Below are 24,171 nucleotides of genomic sequence, written 5' to 3'. Positions count from 1 at the left end.
ATGGGCTACAGCAACCCACCCATCCCGTGGTCGCAGTTCGAGCGCGCGCTCTCCGACAAGCGCCCGGACGCGGCCCACGCCGGTGACGGCGGCGACAGCCCCGCGTGGTCGCGGAAGCGCTCCCGCTACGTCCCGCCACCGCCGCCGTCCGACGACGGCGACCCCGTCGTGCCGTACGCCGAGCTGCACGCGCACTCGACCTTCAGCTTCCTCGACGGTGCGAGCGGACCGGAGCACCTGGTCGAGGAAGCGGCGCGCCTGCACCTGCACGGGCTGGCGCTGACCGACCACGACGGGTTCTACGGTGCCGCCCGGATGGCCGAGGTGGCCGAGGCGTACCCGACCGTGTCGACGGTCTACGGCACCGAGCTGTCCCTCGGGCTGACCGGGCCGCAGAACGGCGTCCCCGACCCCGAGGGCACGCACCTGCTGCTGCTCGCGGACGGTCAGGACGGCTACCACCGGCTCGCCGGAGCCGTGACGCGCGCGCACCTGGCCGCCGGCGCCGAGAAGGGCCGGCCGCGGTACGACCTGGACGACCTCGCGGCGCAGGCGGACGGGCACTGGCGGGTCCTCACCGGCTGCCGCAAGGGGACGGTGCGGCAGGCCCTCGAACGTGGGGGCGAGTCCGCCGCGGACGAAGCCCTCCGGGCGCTGCTCGACCGGTTCGGCACCGCCGGGGTCGTCGTCGAGCTCACCGACCACGGCGATCCGCTCGACACGGCCCGGAACGACGTCCTGGCCGGGCTCGCAGCGCGGCACGCCCTGCGGGTCGTCGCGACCGGGAACGTGCACTACGCCACCCCCGACCAGTTCCCCGTGGCCACCGCCCTCGCCGCGGTGCGTGCACGGCGCAGCCTCGACGAGATCGACGGGTGGCTGCCGGCTGCCCCGACCGCGCACCTGCGCTCCGGCGCCGAGATGGCCAGGCGCTTCGCCCGGTACCCGGGAGCGGTCGCGACGAGCGTCGAGCTGGCGGACGAACTCGGCTTCCGACTGCGGACGGCGAAGCCCGGGCTGCCCGACGTCGAGGTCCCCGAGGGGCACACCACGATGACGTGGCTCCGGGAGCTCACCTGGCGCGGGGCCCGCCGGTTCTACCCGGGCAGCGCGGACGGCGTCGACCCCGTGAAGCGCGAGCGCATCGAACGCGAGCTCTCCGTGATCGCCGACAAGGACTTCCCGGGCTACTTCCTCATCGTCCGTGACATGGTGCAGTTCGCCCGCGAGCGGGGCATCCTGTGCCAAGGGCGCGGGTCGGCGGCGAACTCGGCGGTCTGCTACCTGCTCGAGATCACCGCGGTGGACTCGATCCGCTACGGGTTGCCGTTCGAACGGTTCCTGTCGGCGATGCGCGACGAGGAGCCGGACATCGACGTCGACTTCGACTCGGACCGCCGCGAGGAGGTCATCCAGTACGTCTACGACAAGTACGGCCGGTTCAACGCCGCGCAGGTCGCGAACGTGATCACCTACCGGCCGAAGGGCGCGGTCCGGGACATGGCGAAGGCCCTCGGGCACAGCCCCGGGCAGCAGGACGCCTGGTCGAAGCAGGTCGAGCGCTGGGGGTCGGTGACCGAGAGCCAGGACCACGACATCCCGGACACGGTCGTCGACATGGCGCAGCAGGTCCTCGGGTTCCCGCGGCACCTCGGCATCCACTCCGGGGGCATGGTGCTGACCGACCGTCCCGTGGGCGAGGTCGTGCCGATCGAGCACGCCCGGATGGACGGTCGCACGGTCCTGCAGTGGGACAAGGACGACTGCGCGTTCATGGGGCTCGTGAAGTTCGACATGCTCGGCCTCGGCATGCTCGCGGCCCTGCAGTACTCGTTCGACCTGGCGGCCGAGCACTGCGGGGAGCGGTGGGACATGCACTCCATCCCGAAGGAAGAGCAGGGCGTCTACGACCAGCTGTGCCGCGCGGACACGATCGGGGTGTTCCAGGTCGAGTCCCGGGCGCAGATGGGCACGCTGCCCCGGCTGCTGCCGCGGCGGTTCTACGACCTGGTGATCGAGGTCGCCCTCGTCCGACCGGGGCCGATCCAGGGCGGCGCGGTGCACCCGTACATCCGTCGACGGACCGGCGAGGAGCCCATCACCTACATCCACCCGTCGCTCGAACCCGTGCTCGAACGGACGCTCGGGGTGCCGCTCTTCCAGGAGCAGCTCATGCAGATGGCGATCGCGGTCGGCGGGTGCTCCGGCGACGACGCTGACCTGCTCCGTCGTGCGATGGGGTCGAAGCGGGGCCTCGAGAAGATCGAGCGACTGCGCGAGAAGCTCTACGCCGGGATGGCGGCGAACGACATCCACGGCGAGGACGCCGACGCCATCTACGCCAAGATCCAGGCGTTCGCGAACTTCGGGTTCGCCGAGAGCCACTCGATCAGCTTCGCCCTCATCGTGTACGCGAGCGCGTGGATGCGTCTGCACTACCCGGGGGCGTTCCTCGCCGCGCTGCTCCGCGCCCAGCCGATGGGGTTCTACTCGCCGCAGACCCTGGTGGCGGACGCCCGGCGCCACGGTGTGCAGGTGCTCCGACCCGACGTGCTGCGCTCCGGGGTCGACGCCACGCTCGAGGCGCTGGGCGACGCCTCCGGGGCGACCGGCGACGATGCGTGCACGGCGGAGGAGCAGCCGCCCGTGCTGCCGTTCGACCCGGCGACGCCCGACGACACCGCACGGCACCGTCGCGACGGCGCGTACGCGGTCCGGCTCGGGCTGGCCGAGGTCGCCTCGCTCGGCAGGCGGAGCGCCGAGACGATCGTCGCCGAGCGCACCGCGCACGGACCCTTCACGGACATGTCCGACCTGGCCCGGCGGGTCCGGCTGACGACCGCGCAGCTCGAGGCCCTGGCTGCCGCCGACGCGTTCGCCGGCCTGGGGATCGACCGGCGGAGCGGGATGTGGTCGGCCGCCCAGGCCGCGGCCGAGCGTCCCGACCAGCTCCCGGGCACGCAGGTCACGGTGCAGCCGCCGCTGTTCGGACAGATGACGAGCGGTGACGTGCTCATCGCCGACATGTGGTCGACGGGCATGACCACCGACGACCACCCGGTCCGGCACGTCCGGGACCGGCTCGTCGCCCGCGGGGTGCTCAGCGTGCAGGACACCGCGACGGCGGAGACCGGGCGCCGGGTGGAGGTCGGCGGCATCGTCACACACCGACAGCGTCCGGCGACGGCGTCCGGCATCACGTTCATGAACGTCGAGGACGAGACCGGTCTCGTGAACGTCATCTGCAGCGTCGGCGTGTGGGGACGGTACCGCCGGGTCGCGCGGGAGTCACCCGCGGTCGTGGTCCGCGGGATCCTCGAGCGGTCGCCGGACGGGGTGGTGAACCTGGTCGCCGACCGGATCGAGCACCTGCCCCTGGCGGTCCGGACGCGCTCGCGCGACTTCCAGTGACCGGCGCCCGGCCGGAGGTCAGCCGCGCGATGCCGGCTCGTGGACGGCGGGGATGCGGATGGTGACCTCGAGCCCACCGGAACGGACGTTGCGGAGGGCGGCCGTGCCTCCCGCCCGTTCCGCGATGGCGCGCACGATCGCGAGCCCGAGGCCGGAGCCGCCCGGCATCGGGACCGCGCCGGTCGCGGGGTCCGGGTCGGGGCGCGAGGTGCGTGCCTCGTCCGGACGCGTGAAGCGGTCGAACGCGACCGGGATGAACGATTCGGGCACACCGGGACCGTCGTCGGTGACCTGCAGGACCCCCTCGGTCCCCTCGGTGCGCCACGAGACGAACACGCCGCCGCCGCGGGGGAGTGCCGCGACGGCGTTGCTCGCAGTGTTCGTCACGAGCTGGGCGATGCCCCCGGTGTCGAGTCGGTAGCGGGGCTCGTCCGTGCCGCCGGCCGTCGACGGGGGCTCGAGCTCGAAGTCGACCGTGACGTCCTTCGTCGACGCGATGAGCCGCACGCGGTCGACGGCGGCCATGACCTCGTCACCGAGGTCCGTCCAGGCGGCGAGCGGTGGCGGTCCGCCGTCCTGTTCGCGGCGCTCGGACTCCTCGATGCGGGACAGGGTGAGCAGGTCGTTCGCCAGGCGGGACAGCCGGGCCACGCTCCGCTTCGCGCGGTCGATGTGCGCCGCGAGCGCCGTGGCGTCGTCCGCATCGAGCGACGCGAGGTCGAGCTGCGTGGTCAGGATCGCGAGGGGCGTCCGGAGCTCGTGGCTCGCGTCGGACACCATCTGCCGCTCGCGCTCGGTCGCCTGGCGGGTGCGCGCGAGGAACGCGTTCAGGGTGGTCGCGAGCGAGGCCAGCTCGTCCTGCGCCGGACCGACCGGCAGCTCCGCGCGCTCGGGCGCGACGGAGAGCCGCTCGGCCTCGCGGCGCATCCGGTTCACGGGGCGGAGCGCCGTCGTCGCCAGCACCCAGGACGCGATGCCGAAGGCGATGAGGATCGCCAGACCGGTGAGCGACAGGGTCGTGGTGAGGTCGTCGACGACGATGGCCTCGGCCTGCGAGTTGCGTGCGGCGACGACGGTCCACCGCCCGGCCTGGTTCACGGGGTGCTCGATGACGACGCGGTACTCGGACCCGGCGACGTCGACGAGCGACGCCCCGGCCGGCCGTGCGGTCAGGCTGCCGAGGGCCCGCTCGACGCTCTCGGGCATCGTCGACAGCCGGATGTCACCGGACGGGGCGACGACCGCGACGAGCTGCAGGTTGCCGGGGGCCGACAGGTCCGGGTCGCTGTCGACCTCGAGGGTGGCCACGTACGGGTCGACGTCGGCGTCGAGCAGCGTCCGCGTGGCGCTCGCGACGACGCTGACGACCTGGAAGCGCATGACGAGCACGAGCAGCAGGATCACCACGGCGGCGATCGCCGTCGAACCGATCGTGATGCGCGCCCGCAGCGAGAGCACCCGGAGGGGCCGGGGCAGGCCGCGCCCGACGCGGCCGACCCCGGAGACGGGTGCCGACCCGGTCACGCCCCGAGCAGGTCGAGCCGGTAGCCGCGGCCCCGGACGGTGGAGATGGCGACCGTCGCCTCGTGCGAGGTCAGCTTCTTGCGGAGGTACGAGATGTACTGCTCGACGACGTTCGGGTCGACGTGCTGCGAGCCGTCCCAGACCTCCTCGAGGATCTTCGGCCGGTCGACCACGGTGCCGACCGAGCGGGCGAGGAGCCGGAGGAGCGCGAACTCCGTCGGGCTCACGGCGACGCGCTGGCCCTTGATCGAGACCCGGCGGGCCTCGGAGTCGATGGAGACGTCCCCGACCTCGATCGTGCGGGGTGCACCCGCGCTCTCACGGCGGCCGAGTGCGCGGAGCCGGGCGGTGAGCTCGGCGAAGGCGAACGGCTTCGTCAGGTAGTCGTCGGCGCCGGCGTCGAGCCCGAACACCCGGTCGTCCACGGCGTCGCGGGCCGTCACGAGCAGGATCCGCACCGGGTCCTCGCGCTCGCGGATGCGGCGGGCCAGCTCGAAGCCGGACATGCCCGGCATCATCACGTCCACGACCGCGAGGTCGAAGCCCTGCTCGCCGAGGGCGATGAGCGCCTCGACCCCGTTCTCGACCGCCGTGACGCGGTACCCCTCTGCCGCGAGCCCACGCTCCATGAGCGCGCGCATCTCGTCGTCGTCCTCGACCACCAACAGGCGCATGATCGACCTCCTCTCGGCCCATCGTGGCATCGAACGGGGCAGTCGGGGCGGTACCGGCCCCGGAGTCGCTGAATCTCGTCACATGATCGCCCCGGAGGCACCTGGGAACGGGGGTCGCGGCGCGCCCCGAGGCCCGCGGACGAGGGCAGAACGGTCTGTCCCGCGGAGTGGGGTGGTGAAACCCCTACAACGCGTTGCTATGGTTCCCCCGGACGCGGCGTACCCGACGCAGCGTCCGAGTGGGGGCACCATGAACGACCAGTCGGACCACCCGGCCTTCGTCCGCCTGCGTGCGGAGCTCGACGCGGCCTGGGACGGCCTCGACGTGCTCGGCGAGCTGGAGGACGGTGGGCGCGAGCGTGTCGTCGCCGACCTGTTGACGAGCGTCCCGGACGCCGCGAGCCGCGCGGCCCGGGAGACCGATCCCGAGGCGGTCGTGGCGGAGGTGCGTCGCCGGCTCGTGCCGGACGCGCCGACGAGCGACCGGGCGCCGGGGGAACCGGGGCTGCGCGACGACCTCGTGCGCGCCGCCCTCGCGGCAGCCACGGCAGCCGAGCCGACGAGCACGGACCTGGCGAACTCCGGGCCGACGAGCGCCGACCTGACGCGCGCCGGGCCGACGGACGCTGAGCCGACGCCTGCCGAGCCGACAGCTGTCGAGCCGACGAGCGACGAGCCGACGAACGCTGGCCCGGTCCGGGCGGACCTGCCCCGCGTCGCGACGAAGCTCGTCGACGAGCCGACGCACGCCGAACGCGCCGACGCCTGACCTGCCCGCGCCGGGACCGATCACCGACGACGCGGCGCGACCAGCTGCCCGAGCGCGCCCCGCGCCCGACCAGCGGCCCGACCAGCGGCCCGACCAGCGCCCAGCACCACGGGCCCGCGTCAGTCGTCCTCGCCGAGCAGCTCCTCGCGGACGCGCCGGATGTCCTCGAGCAGTGCGCCGATGAGCACCCAGTGCTGTGAGTTCGGCCGGACCACCCGCAGCGGCGCCGTGAGCGCCGGCGCCGCGGCCTCGGCGGGGTCCGGTCCCTCGTCGAGCGCCGCCGTGCCGTCCGGGGCGTCGATCCGGGTCGCCTCGACGCGGGCGCTCAGCGCACGGACGTCCGCGCCGATCCGGGCGACCTCGGTGGCGATGCTCCCGACGACCGGGTCGGAGCGGAGTCCCGGCGCGGTGTTGTCCCGGATCGCCCGGGTCATGCCGGTGACCCGCGTCACGAGGACCCGCAGGTGCTCGGCGACCGCGACGTCCCGCTGCAGGATCGTGCGGTGCCGTCCGCCCCGGGGGTTCATGGTGAGCGACTCGCCGGCGGCGGTGAGCGAGGCCTCGGCCCGGGCGTGCTGCTGCCGGAGCGCCCGCGCCTGCAGCAGTGCCTCGTGCCACCGGTCGTCGTCCCACCCCTCGGTGAGCCCGATCGCGATCCGCTCGAACGCCGCGGCGGTGTCGCGTGCGAGCCGGGCGACCGCGAGGTGCGCGGGCTCGAGCAGCACCGGCGGGACGATGAGCGCGTTCACCACGAGCGCGACGACCGCGCCGATCACGGTCTCGAGGATCCGGTCGGCCGAGTAGTTCGGCGTGACCACCCCGGCGGTGAGCACGAGCATGCCGCTGATGCCGACCTGGGTCGCGGACGTCGGGGTCAGCCGGAGCGCCCAGCTGAGCAGGATCGCGAGCACGATCACCACGAGCACGACCCACACGGCGTCGCCGAGCCACAGGTGGAACCCCGTCGCGAGCACCACCCCGAGCACGACGCCGGCACTGCGCTCGAGGCCCTTGACGAAGGACTGGTTGATGCTCGGCTGCACGACGAGCAGCGCGGCGATCGCGGCGAAGGTCGGGAACGGGCCGTCGATCACGAGCCGGCAGAGCAGCACGGCGGCGACCACCGCGACCGCGGTCTTCACGACCTGCAGGAACGGGGTCCGGCTGGAGCTGCGGAGTCGCGAGACCGGGTTCACGTCGACCACGCTAGCCACGAGCCGCACGCCGAGCCGTGCACGATCGCGACGAATCCGCACCGGCACGGTTGACTGGTCCCGTGTGGCCCAACCATGAGCGCGTCATCCCGCAGGCCTTCGCCGGCTCCGGGACCTCGGTCGTGGCCGCACGGGCGCACTCCGTCGAGCCGTCCGGCAACGGATACCTGTACGGCTACGAGGTCGACACGGTCGACCGCGCCGGCCAGCGGTCGACCGTCCTGACCTACGTCGACACCGGCGGGGCCCACGACCAGAACAGCGCCATCGTCACCGACCCGGCGACCGGCGACCCGGTGTCCGTCTGGGCGTACCCGAACGACCCCGGCCTGCCGGTCCTGCCGCAGGTGACCTACCGCGACGCGGTGGCCGAGCTCCTCGCGGGCATCGGCATGCCGGTCACCGACCCGACGCTCTCGGTCGCCGCCTACCGTCCGGGCAAGCGCGCGGTGGTCCGCGTCGACGCCCCCGAACGCACCCTCTTCCTGAAGATCGTCCGCCCGCACCGTGTCGCCCCGATCGTCGAGTCGCACGAGCAGTTCGCGGCGGCCGGGCTCCCGGTCCCGCGCGTGCTGTCGAGCCGCGGCGACGGGCTCCTCGTCCTCGAGCGCATCCGCGGCGTGCCCGCCGGCAGCCGCATCACCGAGATCGCCGACGACCCGCGCTTCGTCGCGTCCCTCGCGGCGCTCACGGGACGGATCGCGACGGTGCCGATGACGCAGCAGGCCCGCGCGGACGCGATGGACCACGCCGACTGGCACCGCCGGACCCTCGTCGCCGCGCTGCCGCAGGACGCGGTCGAGATCGACGCGCTGTACGACGACATCGGTCGCCGCTCGATCGGCTGGGGCAACGCGCCCCGGCAGGTGGTGCACGGGGACCTGCACCTCGAGCAGGTCTTCGTCGACGAGGACGAGCCCTGGCGCATCTCCGGGCTGCTCGACATCGACACCGCCGGCTGGGGGTTCCCGGTCCGGGACATCGGCGCCGTGGTGGCACACCTGGTCGTCACGGGGTTGTGGCACCGGTCGCGCGGCGACGCGGAACGGGGTGCCGCGGCCGAGCGGCTCGCCGACGCGGTCGCCCGCGACTGGGTCGCGCGCAACCCGGCCGAGTCCGACCGCATCGGTCCGGCGATCGGTGCGCAGCTCCTCGCGCACGCCGGTGGGCAGGCGACGACGGGCTCCGCGAACGGCATCGCCACGGCCCAGCAGCTCCTCGCTGCCACGCGTGCGGCGCTCGCCGAGGCGGCTCCCGCGCTGCCGTCGGACGGGCTGGTCCGTCCGCGGTCGGCCCCCCAGGGCTGACCGGCGGCCGGCCCACCGGGCGAGGTCGCGCGGTGACGCGGCGACGGACGGGAGGCACGTGGCGGCGCCGCCACGTGCCTCCCGTCCGGCGCCTGGTCACCCACGCGACGCGCGCGGGTCGCGTGGAGTCGCCGGTGTCGGCGGTGCGGGAGTAAACTGCCCAGAGCACGCACCGCGTGCCCGCGTGCTGCGTCGATTCCGGATGCGGCGGTCGGTCGCTTGACCGACGCGGGGACCGGATCCGTGACCGCCCAGCAGGGCGTCGCGTGCGTGCGACGGCGCCGGATCCCGGCGCGGACCGTCGTGTCCGACACCGAGTGGTGTCACGGCGGAACGGTCCGCGGGACTCCACCGGACGTCCCGAGGCGGGACCGGCGAACGAGCGGGCCAGGGTGGCCCGTGGACCGGAGCCGCGCCAGGCGCCGGTCGATGACTTCCCGCCACGACGGCGGCTCGCCCGGACACGGGCGGAACAAGGAGGAGCGTTGGCTCGATCAGGCACCCGGCGTGCAGCCGGCGGGACGCGGACCGCGTCGCGTCGGACCAGGCCGCTCGACAACGACGGCGTCATCCCGGTCCTCGCGCGTGCCGTGCGCGAGGTCGAGGCGGCTGCCCAGCGCGGCCCGCTGAAGGCGTCGAACCGGTCGAAGTTCCAGGCCGTGGCCCTGCTCATGCGCGAGGAGCGCGCACGGGTGAAGGCCGACCAGGAGCTCACCGACGCGCAGCGCGCGGAGCAGCTCAAGCGGCTCGACGGCGTCGCGACCATCCTCGCGAAGACCGCGGCCCGCGACACGAGCGTGATCCAGCTGCTGACCGAGGAGGCCTCCGTCAGCGAGGCGACGCGGACCGTCAAGCGGGACATGATGATCGCGGGCGGTATGGAGCTGCAGCCCGAGGAGCTCGTCATCGCGGCGGAACCGTCGCCCGTGGTCGAGAGCCCGGTCCGTTCGGTCGTGCCGCAGGCCGTCGTGCAGCGGCAGCTCGCGAACCCCTTCCTGCCGCCGGACTTCGCGCTCGCCGACCAGCCCGTCGCCCACCCGCGACGCCTGGCGAACTGGGAGCTGTTCGGTCCGCTCTTCAAGTCGTTCGAGTACGGCGCGGGCGGGGGCGCGGCGTCGATGCCGCTGCCGGAGCCCTCGACGCTGCACTCGAAGTCGGGCACCACGCTCATGAAGCACCAGGCGGAGCTCGTCGCCGCCGCGTCGCACGGCCACCGCACGTTCCTGCTCGCCGACGAGCCCGGCCTCGGCAAGACCGCGCAGTCGCTGCTCGCCGCCGACGCCGCCGACGCGTTCCCGCTGCTGGTGGTCGTGCCGAACGTCGTCAAGACGAACTGGGCGCGCGAGGCCGAGCGCTGGGTGCCGAACCGACGCGCGACGGTCATCCACGGCGACGGCGGCGACCTGGACGGGTTCGCCGACATCGTCATCGTGAACTACGAGATCCTCGACCGGCACGCCGGCTGGCTCGGGTCGTTCGGGTTCAAGGGCATGGTCGTCGACGAGGCGCACTTCATCAAGAACAAGGACTCGCAGCGCTCGCGGTTCGTGCTGCAGATCGCCGAGAAGATCCGGTCGCGGGTCGCGGCGCCGCTGCTCATGGCCCTGACCGGCACGCCGCTCATCAACTCGGTCGAGGACTTCCGGACGATCTGGGAGTACCTCGGGTGGATCGACGACAAGAAGCCCCGCGCGAAGCTCATGAACGAGCTCGAGGACATCGGTCTGACGCCGGCGGACCCCGGGTTCTTCGTCGAGGCACGGAAGGCCGTCATCGACCAGGGCATCGTCCGGCGCCGCAAGGTCGACGTCGCGGCGGACATCCCCGCTCGACGCATCGCCGACATCCCGGTCGAGCTCGACGGCGAAGAGGGCCGCTCGATCCGCGACGCCGAGCGCGAGCTCACCGCGAAGCTCGTCCGTCGGTACCACCAGGCGATCGACGCCCGGACCGGGCAGGACCCCGTCGTCGGCATCGACCACAAGCTCGTCCGCCAGGTCGCCCGCTGGGAGCTCGAGGACCAGGACGCCTCGTCGACCGGCGAGAACGTGTTCTCGATGGTGCGGCGCATCGGCCGTGCGAAGGCGCAGCTCGCGGCGGACTACGCGGCGCAGCTCGCCTCGAACGTCGGCAAGGTCGTGTTCTTCGCGAAGCACCTCGACGTGATGGACCAGGCGGAGGAGGTCTTCGCCCGCCGGCACCTGAAGACCGCGACCGTCCGCGGCGACCAGACGCCCGCGCAGCGCACGGCCGAGATCGACGCGTTCGTGAACGACCCCGAGGTCGCCGTGATCGTCTGCTCGCTCACCGCGGCCGGTGTCGGCCTGAACCTGCAGGTCTCGTCGAACGTCGTGCTCGCGGAGCTGTCGTGGACGAGCGCCGAGCAGACCCATGCGATCGACCGCGTGCACCGCATCGGGCAAGAGGAACCGGTCACCGCGTGGCGCATCATCGCCGCGCAGACGATCGACACCAAGATCGCCGAGCTCATCGACTCGAAGGCGTCCCTGGCCGCTCGCGCGCTGGACGGCTCGGACGAGGAGCTCGTCGACTCCGGCGACATCCAGCTCGACGCGATGGCGGCGCTGCTCACGGAGGCGCTCTCGCGCTGAGCCCTTCGCGGCGGCGGCGCGGCCCCGCCGATCGCACCCCGGAACGCACAACGCGCCCCGTCACAGCGGGGCGCGTTGTTCGTCTCGGGGTGCGACGTGTCAGATGCGGGACTGGACCTCGGCGAGCGAGGGGTTCGTCGCCGTGCTGCCGTCCGGGAAGACCAGCGTCGGCACGGTCTGGTTGCCGCCGTTGACCTCGGCGACGAGCTCGGCCGTCCCGGGCGTGTGCTCGATGTCGACCTCGCGGAAGGGCACGCCGGCCTTCGTCATCTGGCTCTTCAACCGGGCGCAGTAGCCGCACCAAGTCGTGGTGAACATCGTGACGCCGCCGGCCTCCGGCACGAACGCGTCGCGGGTGATCGTCTCGCTCATGTCCACAGGCTAACCCGGCCGGTTCGGGGAACCCGGTGGCTCCTGGTAGACAGGAGCGCGTGACGGACACGCACCTCGAGATCGAGCGCACCTACGACCTGCCCGAGGGCGGGGACCTGCCGGACCTCATCGGCGTCGGCAGCATCCTGGCGACCGACCACCAGGCGCCGATCGCCCTCGACGCCACCTACTGGGACACCGAGCGCTACGACCTCGTCGCCGCCCGCGTCACCGTCCGCCGACGCACCGGCGGGACCGACGCCGGCTGGCACATCAAGCGCGCGGCGTCCGACACCGTCCGGCACGAGCAGCACTTCCCCCTGACCGAGGACGCCGACGCCGTCCCGGACGCCGTCCTCGCCGCGCTCTTCACCGAGCGTCGCGGGCGCGGACTCCGCCCGGTCGTCCGCATCACGACGGCGCGCACGATCACCCGCCTCCTCGACGAGGACGGCGAGCAGGTCGCCGAGCTCGCGGACGACCGCGTCGCCGCGCAGCGCCTGGACGACGACGCGCCGACCACGCCGCGCACCTGGCGCGAGGTCGAGGTCGAGACCGTCGACGGCGTGGACGAGCAGGTCGCGCACGAGCTGTTCGCGGCCCTCGACGCGCGCTTCGCGGCCGTCGGCGCCGCCCCGGCCGCCGTCGCGTCCAAGCTGGCACGTGGGCTGGCAGGTGCACCGGCACCGCGCCTCCAGACCGCGGACAAGCCGGAGAAGGGGACCGCCGCCCGCGCGCTGACGAAGCGGCTCAAGAAGCTGCGCAGCAGCTGGCTCGAACAGGAGGCGCGGCTCCGCTCCGGCGGGCAGGCGGACCTCCGAGAGACGGCCCGGACCGCCCTCGGCGTCGCCGCGGTGCTCGGCTCGTACCGGCCGGCGTTCGCCGCGACCGAGGCGGCCGACCACGCGGCCGAGGCGGCGGACGGCCTGGCGGCCGTGACGGCGCGGGCCGCCCTCGCCGACTACCTGGTGGAGCGGCTGCCGTACGCGTCGTCCCCGGCGCAGGACCTGCTCGTCGACGCGATGACCCGGGAGCGCGTGCTCGCGGCCACCCGGGAGCGTCGGGCCGTCGCCGTGCGCGAGGTCGTCGCGTTCCTGCACGGCGAGCCGTACCTCGAACTGCTCGACGCCCTCGACGACGCGGTGGAACGGCCGGCGCCGACGGACTGGGCACTCCGGTCGCCGAAGCACGTCGCGCAGGACGTCTCGGCGATCGAGAAGCCGCGGGTGCGGGAACTCGTGCAGCGCGCGGTGTCCGACGACGACGAGAGCGTGGGCCTGGTCGACCGCGAGGCCTCCGAGCGAGCTGCGACCGAGGACGCCTGGCGCGCGGCCACCCGGGCTCGCGCGGCCATGGACGTGCTCGGCGACGACGCGTTCCCGCACGCGCTGTGGAAGCGGATCGGCGACGCGGCGGACGTGCTCACCGAGCGGGTGCGGTCGCTGCACGCGCTCGACGTGCTGCGGGTGCACTCGGGCATCGCCGAGCGCGGAGGCGAGGGCACATTCGGCTACGGCGTGCTCGCGGGGGACCGCGTGCGCCTGGCGGAGGACTCCTACGACCAGGCGGTGCACGCGCTCAACCGCGTGTGACGCCCGGCGCGGCGTCACGACTCCACGCGCTCAGCGACACTCCACGCGGCCGTCAGCCCGTGAGGTGTCGCTGAGCGTGTGCGAGCGGCGGACTCAGCCGGCGGCGATCGGCTCAGCGGACGCGGCGGCCGGGTTCACGTCGGCGAGCCCGAGGACGTCGAGGAGCCAGGCGAGCTCGAACGCCCGCTCCTTCCACGAGTCGTACCGGCCGCTCACCCCGCCGTGGCCCGCCGCCATCTCGGTCTTCAGGAGCACCGGCGCACCGACCTCCCGCAGCTTGGCGGTCCACTTCGCGGGCTCGACGTAGAGCACCCGGGTGTCGTTGATCGACGTCACGGCGAGGATCCGCGGGTACTGCACGTCGTCGCGGACGTTCTCGTACGGCGTGTACTCGCTCATGTACCGGTAGACCTCGGGGTCGTGCAGCGGGTCGCCCCACTCGTCCCACTCGATCACGGTCAGGGGCAGGTCCGGGTCGAGGATGCTCGTCAGGGCGTCGACGAAGGGCACCGCGGCGAGGATCCCGGCGAAGCGCTCCGGCGCCAGGTTCGCGACGGCGCCCATCAGGAGTCCGCCCGCGCTGCCGCCCTCGGCGACGAGCCGGTCGGCGCTCGTGCGCCCGGTGTCGATGAGGTGCTCGGCGACCGCGACGAAGTCGGTGAAGGTGTTCTTCTTCGTGAGGGTCTTGCCGTCCTCGTACCAGTGCCGGCCCATCTCGCCGCCGCCGCGCACGTGCGCCACGGCGAACACGACGCCACGGTCGAGCATCGAGAGCCGCATGACGCTGAAGCCCGGGTCGATGGAGTGCTCGTACGAGCCGTAGCCGTACAGGTGCAGCGGGGCCGGACGGTCCGGGTCGACGGCGTCCCGGCGCCAGACGAGCGAGACCGGGACCTGCGTGCCGTCCGCCGCGGTCGCCCAGTCGCGCTCCTGCACGTAGTCGTCGGGGTCGTAGCCGCCGAGCACCGGCTGCCGCTTGAGCACCGTGACCTCGCCGGTCGCCAGGTCCAGGTCGCTCACCTCGGACGGCGTGACGAAGGACGTGTACCCGATCCGCAGCGTCGGCTGGTCCCACTCGGGGTTGCCGCCGAGCCCCGCGGAGAACAGGGCCTCGTCGAAGGGGACCTCGTGCGCGTCGCCGTAGCCGTCGCCCTCGATGGGGATGACCGCGACGCGCGGGAGCGCCTCGGACCGGTACTCGAGCGCCAGGTGGCCGGCGAAGGCGTCGACCGACTCGATGCGCCGCTCGGGGTGGTGCGCGACGACGACACGGCGGTCCTGCTCGGACGTCGGGTCGTCGGCCGGGACGTCGACGAGCTCGAAGTTCTCGGCGCCGTCGTTGTGCAGGACGAGGAACCGGTCGCTGCCGCCGACGATCGCGTGCTCGATCTCGTACTCGACGCCCTCGCGGCGCGGCCACACGACCTGGAACTCCCCGGTCGGGTCCGCCGCGTCGAGGACGAGTGCCTCGGACGTGATCTTCGACCCGAGCTCGATGACGATGTACTGCGACGACCGGGTGACCCCGACACCGACCCAGTAGCGGTCGTCCGGCTCCTCGAAGACCACGACGTCGTCCGCAGCCGCCGAGCCGACGGCGTGCCGCCAGATGCGGTCGGGTCGCCAGGACTCGTCGACGGTGGGGTAGAAGACGTAGCGGCCGGACGGGTCGAACGTGGCGCCGCCGCCGGTGTTCGGGATCTCGTCGCCGAGGTCCTGCCCGGTGGTCAGGTCGCGGACGTGCAGCGTGTACCGCTCGTCGCCCTCGACGTCGACGCCGTAGACGAGCCGGGTGCCGTCGTCGCTCAGGTCGTAGCTGCCGAGCGAGAAGAAGTCGTGCCCCTCGGCCAGGGCGTTGCCGTCCAGGACGACTTCTTCCCCGGGCAGGGTGCCGTCTCCGTCGCCGACGCTCGGGGGCGTCCAGTCGTCCGGGCCGGCGATCGGGGCTCGGCAGTGCACCCCGTACTGGCTGCCCTCGGCCGTCCGCGTGAAGTACCACCAGCCGCCCATGCGCACGGGCACGGAGAGGTCGGTCTCCTGCACGCGGTTCTTGACCTCGGCGAAGATCCGGTCGCGCAGCGGTCCGAGGTGCTCGGTCGCCGCGTCGGTGTGGGTGTTCTCGGCTTCGAGGTACGCGAGCGTGTCCGGGGACTCCTTGTCGCGCAACCACTCGTAGTCGTCGACGAAGTCGATGCCGTGGTGGCTCCGGGTGACGGGCCGCTTCGCGGCGGACGGAGGGGTGGTGGCCTGGGCGTGCTCGCTGCTCACCGACCCAGCCTATGCGTCGCCCCCGGAGCGCCGCTCGTGCTCGAGTCGGCGCGCCCGTGCCTCGACCCCGTCGCGCACTCGCTCCGTGAAGGCGTCGAGCTCCCGGACGACGGCGGGCGCGACCCACGCCCGCCGTCGCCGCCGCGTGGTGACCGGGCGGAGCGCACCGGCGGCGCACAGGTCCTCGACCACGGCGTCGAGCGCCTCCGGCCCGGCGACCGGGTCCACCGCGGTGAGGAGCCGTTCGGCAGCGTCCTCGGTCAGCACGCCGTCGGTGTCGAGCCCGCGTCCGACCACGGCGTGCAGTCCCGTCGCGCACACCGTCGCCGCACGGTCGGACGCTGCCTCGGCGAGCAGGAGTCCCGTGACGAGGGCTTCGTCGGCGGCGGCCCCGAGGGCGATCGCGAGGTCGCGGACCCACTCGTCCACAGCGCCGTCCCGGTACCGGTCGAGGTGCGCGAAGTAGCGGTCCCGGTCGGCGACGAGCGCGGCCGACACCGGTGCGCTGACGGTCCGGGTCACCCCGCGCCGCCGGAGCACCGCGGCGACGAGCGCCCGGCCGATCCGTCCGTTGCCGTCGGTGAAGGGGTGGATCGACTCGAACTGTGCGTGCGCGAGTGCCGCCTGCGCGACCGGGTGCAGGTCGTCCCGGTCGAGGAACGCGAACAGGTCCGCCATCAGTCCGGGCACGAGGTCGGGCGGCGGCGGCACGTGGATGGCGAGCCGGGGCGTGGCGCCGCCGCCGATCCAGTTCTGCACCGTCCGGTACCGTCCGGCGACCGGACCGTCCACCGGATCGTCGCGCAGCAGCCTGCGGTGCGCCGCGAGCAGGGCGTCCTCGTCGACCCGGCCCGACCCGGCGGCGTCGACGAAGCCCTCGAGGGCCGCAGCGGCGTGCACCATCACGGTGGCGCTCGTGTTCGCCCGGACCCCGACGAGCGCCCGGGCGACGTCCTCGAGCCCCGCGCTCTCGTGCTCGATGCGGGACGAGGCGACGGCATCCGTGCGCAGGAGCATGCGCCGGAGCGGCCCGGTACCGTCCGCGTCGTCGAGCGCGCGGAGCGCGAGGGTGGTCCGGGCGAGCAGCACGGCCGTGCCGTCGTCCGGCGCCCAGTCGAGGTCGGCGATCCGCGGCGGCACGGAGACGGTGACGGTGCGGAGCTCGCGGTCGGCACGGGGACCGCGTCCGGTGCTCCGCCACGGACGCTCCTCGCGCCGGTGCGACGGCCACCGCCGGTCGTCCGGGACAGGGCCAGCCGCAGCACCGGGGACAAGGCCAGCCGCAGCACCGGGGACAGGATCAGGCACGGTCACGAGGGCTCCTCCGGGCTCGTCCGGCCGGGTGCCCCTCGCACCCGGGACCGACGACGTTAGGACCCGCCACCGCTCCACCGCCAGCAATCCACATGTCGCATGCACGGACGGACGTACCGTGGTGACATGCGCAACTCCTTCGTCGTCACCGGGGCGCACGTCGTCCCCGTCACCGCTCCGCAGTTCGACGGCGGTGCCGTCGTCGTCCAGGACGGCCGCATCACCGCGGTCGGTCCGGACGTCACCCCGCCGCCCGGCCTGCCCGTCGTGGACGCCGCCGGCGCCTGGCTCGTCCCCGGCTTCGTCGAGGCGCACGGCCACGTCGGCATCCACGAGGAGGCCAACGGCTGGGCCGGCAACGACACGAACGAGATGACCGACCCGAACACCGCGGCCGTCCGGGCGATCGACGCCGTGGACATCGACGACGAGGGCTTCCGCGACGCCCTGTCCGGCGGGATCACGAGCATCGTCGTGAAGCCCGGCTCCGGCAACCCGATCGGCGGCCAGACCGTCGCGATCAAGACCTGGGGCGGCCGCACGATCGACGAGCAGCTCATCTCCGACGCCGTGAGCGTGAAGAGCGCCCTCGGCGAGAACCCCAAGCGCGTGTACGGCGAGAAGGGGAAGACCCCGTCGACACGCCTCGGCGTCGCGAAGGTCATCCGCGAGGCGTTCGTCGCCGCGCAGGACTACCGCGCCGCACGGGACGCCGCGGCGGCGAAGGGGGAGCCCTTCACCCGCGACCTGACGAAGGAGACCCTGGTCCGCGTGCTCGACGGCGAGCTCGCCTGGGACCAGCACGTGCACCGGCACGACGACATCGCGACCGCGCTGCGCCTGGCCGACGAGTTCGGCTACCGGCTCGTCGTGAACCACGGGACCGAGGCGCACAAGATCGCCGACCTGCTCGCCGAGCGGGACGTCCCGGTGATCTACGGCCCGCTCTTCACGAGCCGCTCGAAGGTCGAGCTCCGCGACCGCGGCATCCCGAACCTCGCGGTCCTCGCAGCCGCGGGTGTCCGGGTGGCGATCACGACCGACGCACCCGTCGTGCCGATCAACATGCTCGTCGACCAGGCCACCGCGGCCGTCAAGGAGGGGCTGCCCTGGCAGACCGCGCTCGAGGCGCTCACGGTCAACCCGGCCGACTTCCTCGGCTTCGGGGACCGCGTCGGTCGCATCGAGACCGGCTTCGACGCCGACCTCGTCCTGTGGGACGGCGACCCGCTCGCCGCGACCAGCCGCGCGACGCGCGTCTGGATCGAGGGCGCGTCCGTCTTCGAGTGGGCCGACGGGACGGGCGTCACCACCCCGCGCTGGTGACCGGGAGGCGGACGGGAGGATCGGGGCGACCCCGCCACGATCCTCCCGTCCGCCTCCCTCCACCCGCAAGACGCAACGTCAGCGGTTCCTCGCAGCGCTGTGACGCTGCGGGAAACCGCCCACGTTGCGTCTTGCGAAACCGACCGGGGGAAAGCAGCGGCGGCTACTGCTCGCGGGACAGCAGGAAGTCGTTGATGCGCTCGGTCATCGCCAGGTCCATCGCCCGGGTGACCCCGTTGACGGACCGGACCGGGGCCGCCTGGCGGACGCTCGAGAGCAGCCACAGGGCGTCCGCCGCCTCGAGGTCCGCGAGCGTGACCAGTTCGTACGACGTGGCGATCCCCTCGCCCTCGGCGAAGCGGAAGACGTCGGCCTGCGTGGTGCCGGCGAGGATGCCGATGTCCGTCCGGGGCGTCACGAAACGCCCGTCGACGGCCATCACGAGGTTGGCGCGCGTGCCCTCGAGCACGTAGCCGTCCGTCGAGACGAAGAGCGCGTCGTCCGCCCCGCGTCGCTCGGCCTCGCGCAGGGCGGCCATGTTCACCGCGTACGACAGCGTCTTCGCGCCCTGCAGCAGCCACGGCGAGGTGCGCTCGACGTCGTGCCGGTAGCCGCGGTCGAGCGTGACGACCGCGATGCCCTCGGTGCGTGCGACGCTCTGGTCGCCGGACGGCGCCGCGTAGACCCAGCCGGTCGGGCGGCCGGAGCCCTCGACGCCCCGGGTCATGACGGTCTTCGCGAACGCCTCGTGCACCGGGTCGAGGCGGGCGCACACGGCCTCGATCGCCTGCCGCCAGGCGTCGACGTCCGGCTCCGGCAGGTCGAGCATTGCGGCGCTCCGGACGAACCGCGCCAGGTGCGGCTCGAGCGCCTGCGGGCGGCCGTCGACGACCGTGATCGTCTCGAAGACCCCGTCGCCGCGGATCGCCCCGAGGTCCTGGACCTGCAGGTGCTCCTCGAGCGGCTTCGCCCACGTGTACGCGTCGGCCGACGGGTCGTGGGGGTCGGCGTGCCGCGAGGGCTGGTTGAGGACGGCGAGGACGGTGTCGGTCATGCCCCCATCCAACCGCAGGTCGGTCGGCCCGGAGCGCAGGTCAGCGGTCGCCGGGCAGCGCGCCCATGAGCTTCCACACCGCGGGGGTCAGCTCGGGGTGCAACAGGGCGATGCGGCGCAGCCGGTGGTACTCCTCGCCGAGCTCGGTGCCGTGCCCGGACGCCGGGTGCACCGCCCAGTGCGCGCTCCGCTGCCCGATCGCGGCGTCGAGCTCGACGGACTCGGCCCGCAGGATCAGTACGACCTGCTCGTCGACGGTGGGCAGGAGCGGCATGAACTCCCACGGGTCCTCGCCCGCGCGGCTGCGGTGCTCGACGAGCACCGCGATCTCCTCGGCAGCCTCGGCGCGCAGCACTTCGAGGCTGCGCCCGGTCCTGCGGGGCTCAGCCATGGTGCCCCCGCAGCACGCCTGCCATGGAATCAGCGTACGGCAGATCGTCCGACAGACTGGACGCGTGACCGAGCGCGACGAGAGCAAGTCCCAGCACGCCCCGGTGGTCGTCGTGTACCTGCTCCGCGACGGCGACGCCGGCCCGGAGGTCCTGCTCGGCGAGAAGCGGCGCGGGCTCGGGACGGGCCGCCTGGTCGGTCCGGGCGGCAAGCGCGAGACCGGCGAGCCACCGGCGGCGGCCGCCGTGCGCGAGGTGCAGGAAGAGGTCGGCCTGCGGCTCGACCCCGCCGACCTGGAGGCTCGTGGCACGTTGGACTACCGGTTCCCGTACCGTCCGTCCTGGTCCCAGGTCTCGGACGTGTTCGTCTGCCGCCGTTGGCACGGCAGCCCGTCGGGGAGCGACGAGCTCGAGCCGCGGTGGATCCCGGTCGACGCCGTCCCGTACGACGCGATGTGGGACGACGCGCGCTACTGGCTGCCGGCTGTGCTCGCAGGGGGAGCAGTGGACGCGCGCTTCACCTTCGCCGAGGACAACGCGACGGTGTCCGGCTTCAGCGGCACCGGGGTCTGACGGCGGGACCCGCCGGCGACGTCAGCGCTGCGCCTGCGTACGGGTGCTGCCGGTCCGGGCCTCTTCCGCGGCGGCGATGACCTCGGCGTCACCGCTCCGGCCGCCGAGCGGGCGCACGAAGAAGTCCACGATGCCGACCGCGATCGCGGCGAGCACGGCGAACATCGCCCAGCCGACGAACAGCCCGGCGACGTTCCGGCCGTCGGCGGGAGCGAGGACCACGCTCGTGACCCAGAGTCCTGCGGCGAGCACGAGGAACACGACGACGGCGGTGACGAGCGTGCGGTGCCAGACGGTGCGGGAGTCCATCGCGCCAGGATACGCCGGAGCAGGCGTCACTCAGCGCTCCGCGTGCCGCCCGTGCTGCGGCTCCGGGGTGCGTGACGCGTCCGTCCGCGGGACGGGACGCGTGCGCGGACCGTTCCCCGCGCCTCCCGGCCGCCCTGGACCGGTCCGGTCCGCCGGACGCACCACGGGGATCCGGCCCGTCTGCGGTGCCTGCCCCTCGAGCCCGTCCCGGCCACCCGTGAAGACGTCGCCGCCGACGCGGTCGTCCTCCCAGTCGTCGTCGCGCAGGACGCTCAGCGTGCCGGTCTCGGTCGAGGTCAGCCCGTGCCGCTCGAGCTCGGCGTCGCGCTGCTTGCCCAGGAACTCGCGGTTGGCGTTCTGGGCGTCCTGGAACATCGTCGTGCGGCCGTTCACGATCGCCGCGATCCGCCGCCGTTCCCAGAGCTTCTTGCCGAAGAACATCAGCACGAGCCCGGCCGCGGCGTAGCAGGCCATCGTGAGCAGGCCGCGGCCGAAGCCCGGGCCGACGCCGTAGATCTCGTGCTTGATCATGTCGACCATGCTCGAGCCGACGACGACGTTGTTCAGCCACGCGAACGGCTCCGGCATGAACCACTTCGGGTACGCACCGCCGGAGGACGGCATCGACAGGAAGACGAAGCAGATCATCGCGGGGGCGGCGATGAACCGTCCGACGAAGTAGCTCAGGCCGTTCACGGCCAGGCCGATCGCGACGATCCAGCCCCAGGCGATCAGGACGAGTTCGATCCAGTGGCCCTGGATCGCGCCGACGACCGGCCCGGCGAGCGTGTTCGTGATGAGCGAGATGACGAGGCCGCCGACGACGATGACCGTCATCCGGGTGCGGTGCCGGAGCGGGCCGCCCATGATGCCGATGAACATCGCGACCATGTAGCCGCCGATGCACCACGCGAGCATGACGTACATCGCGACGGTGCCGTACTCGTCGTACGCGGGCAGGGGTGCCAGTTCGGTGACGGTCGGGGCGGCGGCGCCGGTCGCGGTGAGGACGCTCGTCAGCGTCGCGGGGACGAGCGAGGCCACCTGGAACTGGTGCGCGCTGGCCTTGAAGACCTCGTTGGTCGACGGGTCGTACGCCACCGCCATCGTCCCGGCGAGCACGTCGCGCTTCGCCTGGGCCAGCGAGTCGTACAGGTGGAACACGTACTCGCCCGGCAGTGCCTTGTCGACGGCGGCGACGAGCGTCGGGTCGCTGCCGACGAGCGCCACGGGCACGTCGTGCGGGTGCGGGGCGTGGAACGCGAAGACGTAGCAGAGGCAGAAGCCGACGATGAAGAACAGCGGCATCCAGAGCTGGAGGCCGATGAGCTGCAGCGACGGGTGCAGCGTGCCGTACCAGCGGCGGTAGCGGCTGATCCGCTGCGGCTCCGGCACGGGCGCCTGGCGGACCCGGGTGGCGCGGGCGCCGGTCGACCGGCTCCCGGCGACCGGGGCACCGCGGCGGGGCTTCGAGCCGCCCCGCGTGGAGGGCCGGGTCTGCCGGGGCTTCGGCGCGGCGGTGCGCGGCGCTCCGTCTCGATCAGGGAGGTCGTGGTTCCTGGGGACGTCGTTCCGCGGCTCGCTCACTCGGCGCTGTGCTCCTTCTGCTGGTCGGAGCGTCACGATACGCCCGGTGCACTCACCGTGCGCCGAGAGCGTGCGGTTGCGGTGCCGCGCCCGCGCGTGCACCGCCCGCGTGCCCGGCCGCTCGTCAGGAGCGGCTGCGGGACGCCTGGGCCGAGTCCATCGCGAGTTCCTCGGCGTCGAGCGTCACGAGCACGCGGCGCATGACCTCCTCGTCGAGGTTCCCCTTCTCGCGCTCCTCGAGCACGATCTCCCGCCGTCGGTCGAGCAGCTCGCGCCGGATGTCCTGGATCTGCGCGCCCCGGAGGCGCATCGGGGCGTTGCGTTCCTCGTCCTCTTCTTCCTCGGCGTCGCGGCGGAAGGTCTCGGCCTGGCGCTCGAGCCGGGCCTTGAGGCGGTTCACCACAGAGTCGACGGCCGCGGCCCCGTACTGCTCCGACCACGCCGGCCGACGGCGCTCGAGCAGCGCGATGGCCGCCTCGGTCGTCCGTTGGTTCAGGCGCATCTCGCTGCGGACGTCCTCCTCGCCCTCGCCGGGGTCCTGCACGCGGAGCGCCCGGATCACGAACGGCAGCGTCAGGCCCTGCAGCAGGAGCGTGCCGACGGTCACGACGAACGCGATGATGAAGATCGTGTCCTGCGCCTTGATCTCCACGGGGTCGGCCACGACGGCGACCGCGGCCGCGAGCGTCACCACACCGCGCATGCCGGTCCACGAGATGACGAGCAGCTCCCGCCAGTTGAGCTTCGGTTCCGCGGAGCCCCGCAACCACCGCAGCGACGGGTGTCCACGGGACAGGCGGATGCGCAGCGGCCGGAGCCACCGTCCGTTGAAGCGGTTCCGCACGTACGACTCGAACACGAACAGCGGGCGGACCAGGATCACGACGAGGAGCACGACGGCGGCCGCGGTGAGCGTCTGCGTCAGGCTCCGGTCGCTCTCGAGGAGGTCCTGCACCACGGTCTTCAGCTGCAGGCCGATGAGCGCGAAGACGAACCCCTCGAGGATGACGTCGATGCTCGTCCACAGCGGACGCTCCTGCAGCCGTGTGGCGTAGCCCTCCTTCGGCGAGTTGTAGCCGATGTACAGGCCCGCCGTGACGACCGCGATGACCCCGGACCCGGACAGGTGCTCGGCGAGGACGTACGCGACGAAGGGCAGCAGGATGCTCATGATCGTCTCGACCACGGGGTCGTTGATGCGCATCCGGATCCAGTGCACCGCGACGCCGAGCACGATCCCGACCGCGAAGCCGACGCCGATCGCGAGCCCGAAGATCCCGAGGTCCTGCCAGATCGTCAGCGAGGTGCCCGCGGCGATGAGCGTGAACACCCGCACGAGCGTCAGCGACGCCGCGTCGTTGATCAGGCTCTCGCCGGACAGCACCGTCATCACGCGGCGGGGGAGTCCGAGCTTCCGACCGATGGACGCCGCGGACACCGCGTCCGGCGGGGCGACGACGGCACCGAGCAGGATCGCCGCGGGCCAGTCCATGTCCGGGATGAGCAGGTAGGCGGCGACCGCGACCGCGAGGGCCGTGATGATGACGAGGAAGATCCCGAGGCGGCGGATCTGCTTGATCGACTGCCGGAAGCTCTGCCACGACACGTCGAGCGCCGCCGAGTAGAGCAGCGGGGGCAGGACCACCGTCAGGATCACCTCGGAGTCGATCGTGATCTCCGGCAGGCCGGGGACGAACGACACAGCGAGGGCGACCGCCGTCACGAGCAGCGGCGCGGGGAGGCCCTTCGCCCGCGCGAACCCGGTCACCGCGAGGGAACCGATCAGCAGGATGAGGAGTTCCGCGGTGTCCATGACCCTCATCCTCCCATCCGGGTCGTACCGAACCTGAACGACCCCGCAGGTGTGGTTAACACC

At 73.1% G+C, this 24,171-nt stretch carries 18 protein-coding genes; 7 read left to right on the top strand and 11 right to left on the bottom strand.

Features of this window, described 5'->3' with window-relative positions:
* Positions 1 to 3,411 carry an error-prone DNA polymerase gene (locus HUN58_RS17815; protein ID WP_114849076.1) on the top strand — a complete coding sequence of 1,137 codons (3,411 nt, stop codon included), beginning with the start codon at positions 1 to 3 and terminating at the stop codon, positions 3,409 to 3,411.
* Positions 3,412 to 3,429: 18 nt separating this feature from the next.
* Here the strand turns inward: HUN58_RS17815 and HUN58_RS17810 are convergent, their stop codons facing one another.
* A complete protein-coding gene (locus HUN58_RS17810; protein WP_174778597.1) occupies positions 3,430 to 4,935 on the bottom strand; it encodes a cell wall metabolism sensor histidine kinase WalK in 1,506 nt (501 codons plus the stop codon).
* Entirely contained in the window at positions 4,932 to 5,609 is a 678-nt protein-coding gene (locus HUN58_RS17805) for a response regulator transcription factor (RefSeq protein WP_058741664.1), read from the bottom strand. The genes HUN58_RS17810 and HUN58_RS17805 overlap by 4 nt, the downstream gene beginning before the upstream one ends.
* A gap of 250 nt (positions 5,610 to 5,859) precedes the next feature.
* Here HUN58_RS17805 and HUN58_RS17800 point away from each other — a divergent pair, with 250 nt between their 5' ends.
* A complete protein-coding gene (locus HUN58_RS17800) occupies positions 5,860 to 6,378 on the top strand; it encodes a hypothetical protein (protein ID WP_114849078.1) in 519 nt (172 codons plus the stop codon).
* 119 nt (positions 6,379 to 6,497) lie between these two features.
* Here the strand turns inward: HUN58_RS17800 and HUN58_RS17795 are convergent, their stop codons facing one another.
* Positions 6,498 to 7,574 (bottom strand): aromatic acid exporter family protein, encoded by a 1,077-nt coding sequence (locus HUN58_RS17795; RefSeq protein WP_114849203.1) that lies wholly within the window; start codon positions 7,572 to 7,574, stop codon positions 6,498 to 6,500.
* A gap of 80 nt (positions 7,575 to 7,654) precedes the next feature.
* Between HUN58_RS17795 and HUN58_RS17790 the strand changes: the two genes are divergently transcribed.
* Positions 7,655 to 8,899 carry a phosphotransferase enzyme family protein gene (locus tag HUN58_RS17790; RefSeq protein WP_180225507.1) on the top strand — a complete coding sequence of 415 codons (1,245 nt, stop codon included), beginning with the start codon at positions 7,655 to 7,657 and terminating at the stop codon, positions 8,897 to 8,899.
* A gap of 485 nt (positions 8,900 to 9,384) precedes the next feature.
* On the top strand, positions 9,385 to 11,511 hold the full coding sequence (locus HUN58_RS17785; protein WP_208745634.1) for a DEAD/DEAH box helicase: 2,127 nt from the start codon (positions 9,385 to 9,387) through the stop codon (positions 11,509 to 11,511).
* Positions 11,512 to 11,610: 99 nt separating this feature from the next.
* On the opposite strand, the gene HUN58_RS17780 is transcribed toward HUN58_RS17785, so the two are convergent.
* Positions 11,611 to 11,883, bottom strand: a complete 273-nt coding sequence (locus tag HUN58_RS17780; protein WP_058741668.1) for a mycoredoxin — start codon at positions 11,881 to 11,883, stop codon at positions 11,611 to 11,613.
* Positions 11,884 to 11,942: 59 nt separating this feature from the next.
* Between HUN58_RS17780 and HUN58_RS17775 the strand changes: the two genes are divergently transcribed.
* Positions 11,943 to 13,475 carry a CYTH domain-containing protein gene (locus HUN58_RS17775; RefSeq protein ID WP_180225505.1) on the top strand — a complete coding sequence of 511 codons (1,533 nt, stop codon included), beginning with the start codon at positions 11,943 to 11,945 and terminating at the stop codon, positions 13,473 to 13,475.
* Positions 13,476 to 13,568: 93 nt separating this feature from the next.
* Here the strand turns inward: HUN58_RS17775 and HUN58_RS17770 are convergent, their stop codons facing one another.
* Together HUN58_RS17770 and HUN58_RS17765 are read right to left on the bottom strand one after the other, a co-directional pair.
* On the bottom strand, positions 13,569 to 15,743 hold the full coding sequence (locus tag HUN58_RS17770; protein ID WP_180225504.1) for a S9 family peptidase: 2,175 nt from the start codon (positions 15,741 to 15,743) through the stop codon (positions 13,569 to 13,571).
* Between the two features lie 9 nt (positions 15,744 to 15,752).
* On the bottom strand, positions 15,753 to 16,883 hold the full coding sequence (locus HUN58_RS17765) for a Fic family protein (protein WP_180225503.1): 1,131 nt from the start codon (positions 16,881 to 16,883) through the stop codon (positions 15,753 to 15,755).
* A 300-nt stretch (positions 16,884 to 17,183) separates the two neighbouring features.
* Here HUN58_RS17765 and HUN58_RS17760 point away from each other — a divergent pair, with 300 nt between their 5' ends.
* On the top strand, positions 17,184 to 18,383 hold the full coding sequence (locus HUN58_RS17760; protein WP_058741667.1) for an amidohydrolase: 1,200 nt from the start codon (positions 17,184 to 17,186) through the stop codon (positions 18,381 to 18,383).
* A 163-nt stretch (positions 18,384 to 18,546) separates the two neighbouring features.
* Here HUN58_RS17760 and HUN58_RS17755 read toward each other — a convergent pair whose 3' ends face one another.
* Together HUN58_RS17755 and HUN58_RS17750 are read right to left on the bottom strand one after the other, a co-directional pair.
* The gene (locus HUN58_RS17755; RefSeq protein WP_058742579.1) at positions 18,547 to 19,437 is read right to left on the bottom strand and encodes an aminodeoxychorismate lyase; all 891 of its coding nucleotides are present in this window, start codon (positions 19,435 to 19,437) and stop codon (positions 18,547 to 18,549) included.
* Between the two features lie 40 nt (positions 19,438 to 19,477).
* The gene (locus HUN58_RS17750) at positions 19,478 to 19,828 is read right to left on the bottom strand and encodes a tryptophan synthase subunit alpha (RefSeq protein ID WP_180225502.1); all 351 of its coding nucleotides are present in this window, start codon (positions 19,826 to 19,828) and stop codon (positions 19,478 to 19,480) included.
* A 64-nt stretch (positions 19,829 to 19,892) separates the two neighbouring features.
* Here HUN58_RS17750 and HUN58_RS17745 point away from each other — a divergent pair, with 64 nt between their 5' ends.
* Positions 19,893 to 20,399: an 8-oxo-dGTP diphosphatase gene (locus HUN58_RS17745; protein WP_180225501.1), complete on the top strand. Its 507-nt coding sequence runs from the start codon at positions 19,893 to 19,895 to the stop codon at positions 20,397 to 20,399.
* 21 nt (positions 20,400 to 20,420) lie between these two features.
* Here the strand turns inward: HUN58_RS17745 and HUN58_RS17740 are convergent, their stop codons facing one another.
* The 3 genes from HUN58_RS17740 to HUN58_RS17730 all read right to left on the bottom strand — a co-directional run bounded on the left by HUN58_RS17740 (position 20,421) and on the right by HUN58_RS17730 (position 24,108).
* Complete coding sequence (locus HUN58_RS17740) at positions 20,421 to 20,708, bottom strand: hypothetical protein (protein WP_058742582.1); 288 nt, start codon at positions 20,706 to 20,708, stop codon at positions 20,421 to 20,423.
* Between the two features lie 30 nt (positions 20,709 to 20,738).
* The gene (locus HUN58_RS17735; protein ID WP_180225500.1) at positions 20,739 to 22,295 is read right to left on the bottom strand and encodes an ABC transporter permease; all 1,557 of its coding nucleotides are present in this window, start codon (positions 22,293 to 22,295) and stop codon (positions 20,739 to 20,741) included.
* Positions 22,296 to 22,419: 124 nt separating this feature from the next.
* Positions 22,420 to 24,108, bottom strand: a complete 1,689-nt coding sequence (locus tag HUN58_RS17730) for a sodium:proton antiporter (protein ID WP_208745633.1) — start codon at positions 24,106 to 24,108, stop codon at positions 22,420 to 22,422.
* Between the last annotated feature and the right edge of the window lie 63 nt (positions 24,109 to 24,171).

This window comes from Curtobacterium sp. Csp1 (genome assembly GCF_013347185.1).
Note: the sequence above shows the minus strand (reverse complement) of the source record. Positions and strands in the feature narration are given on the sequence as shown.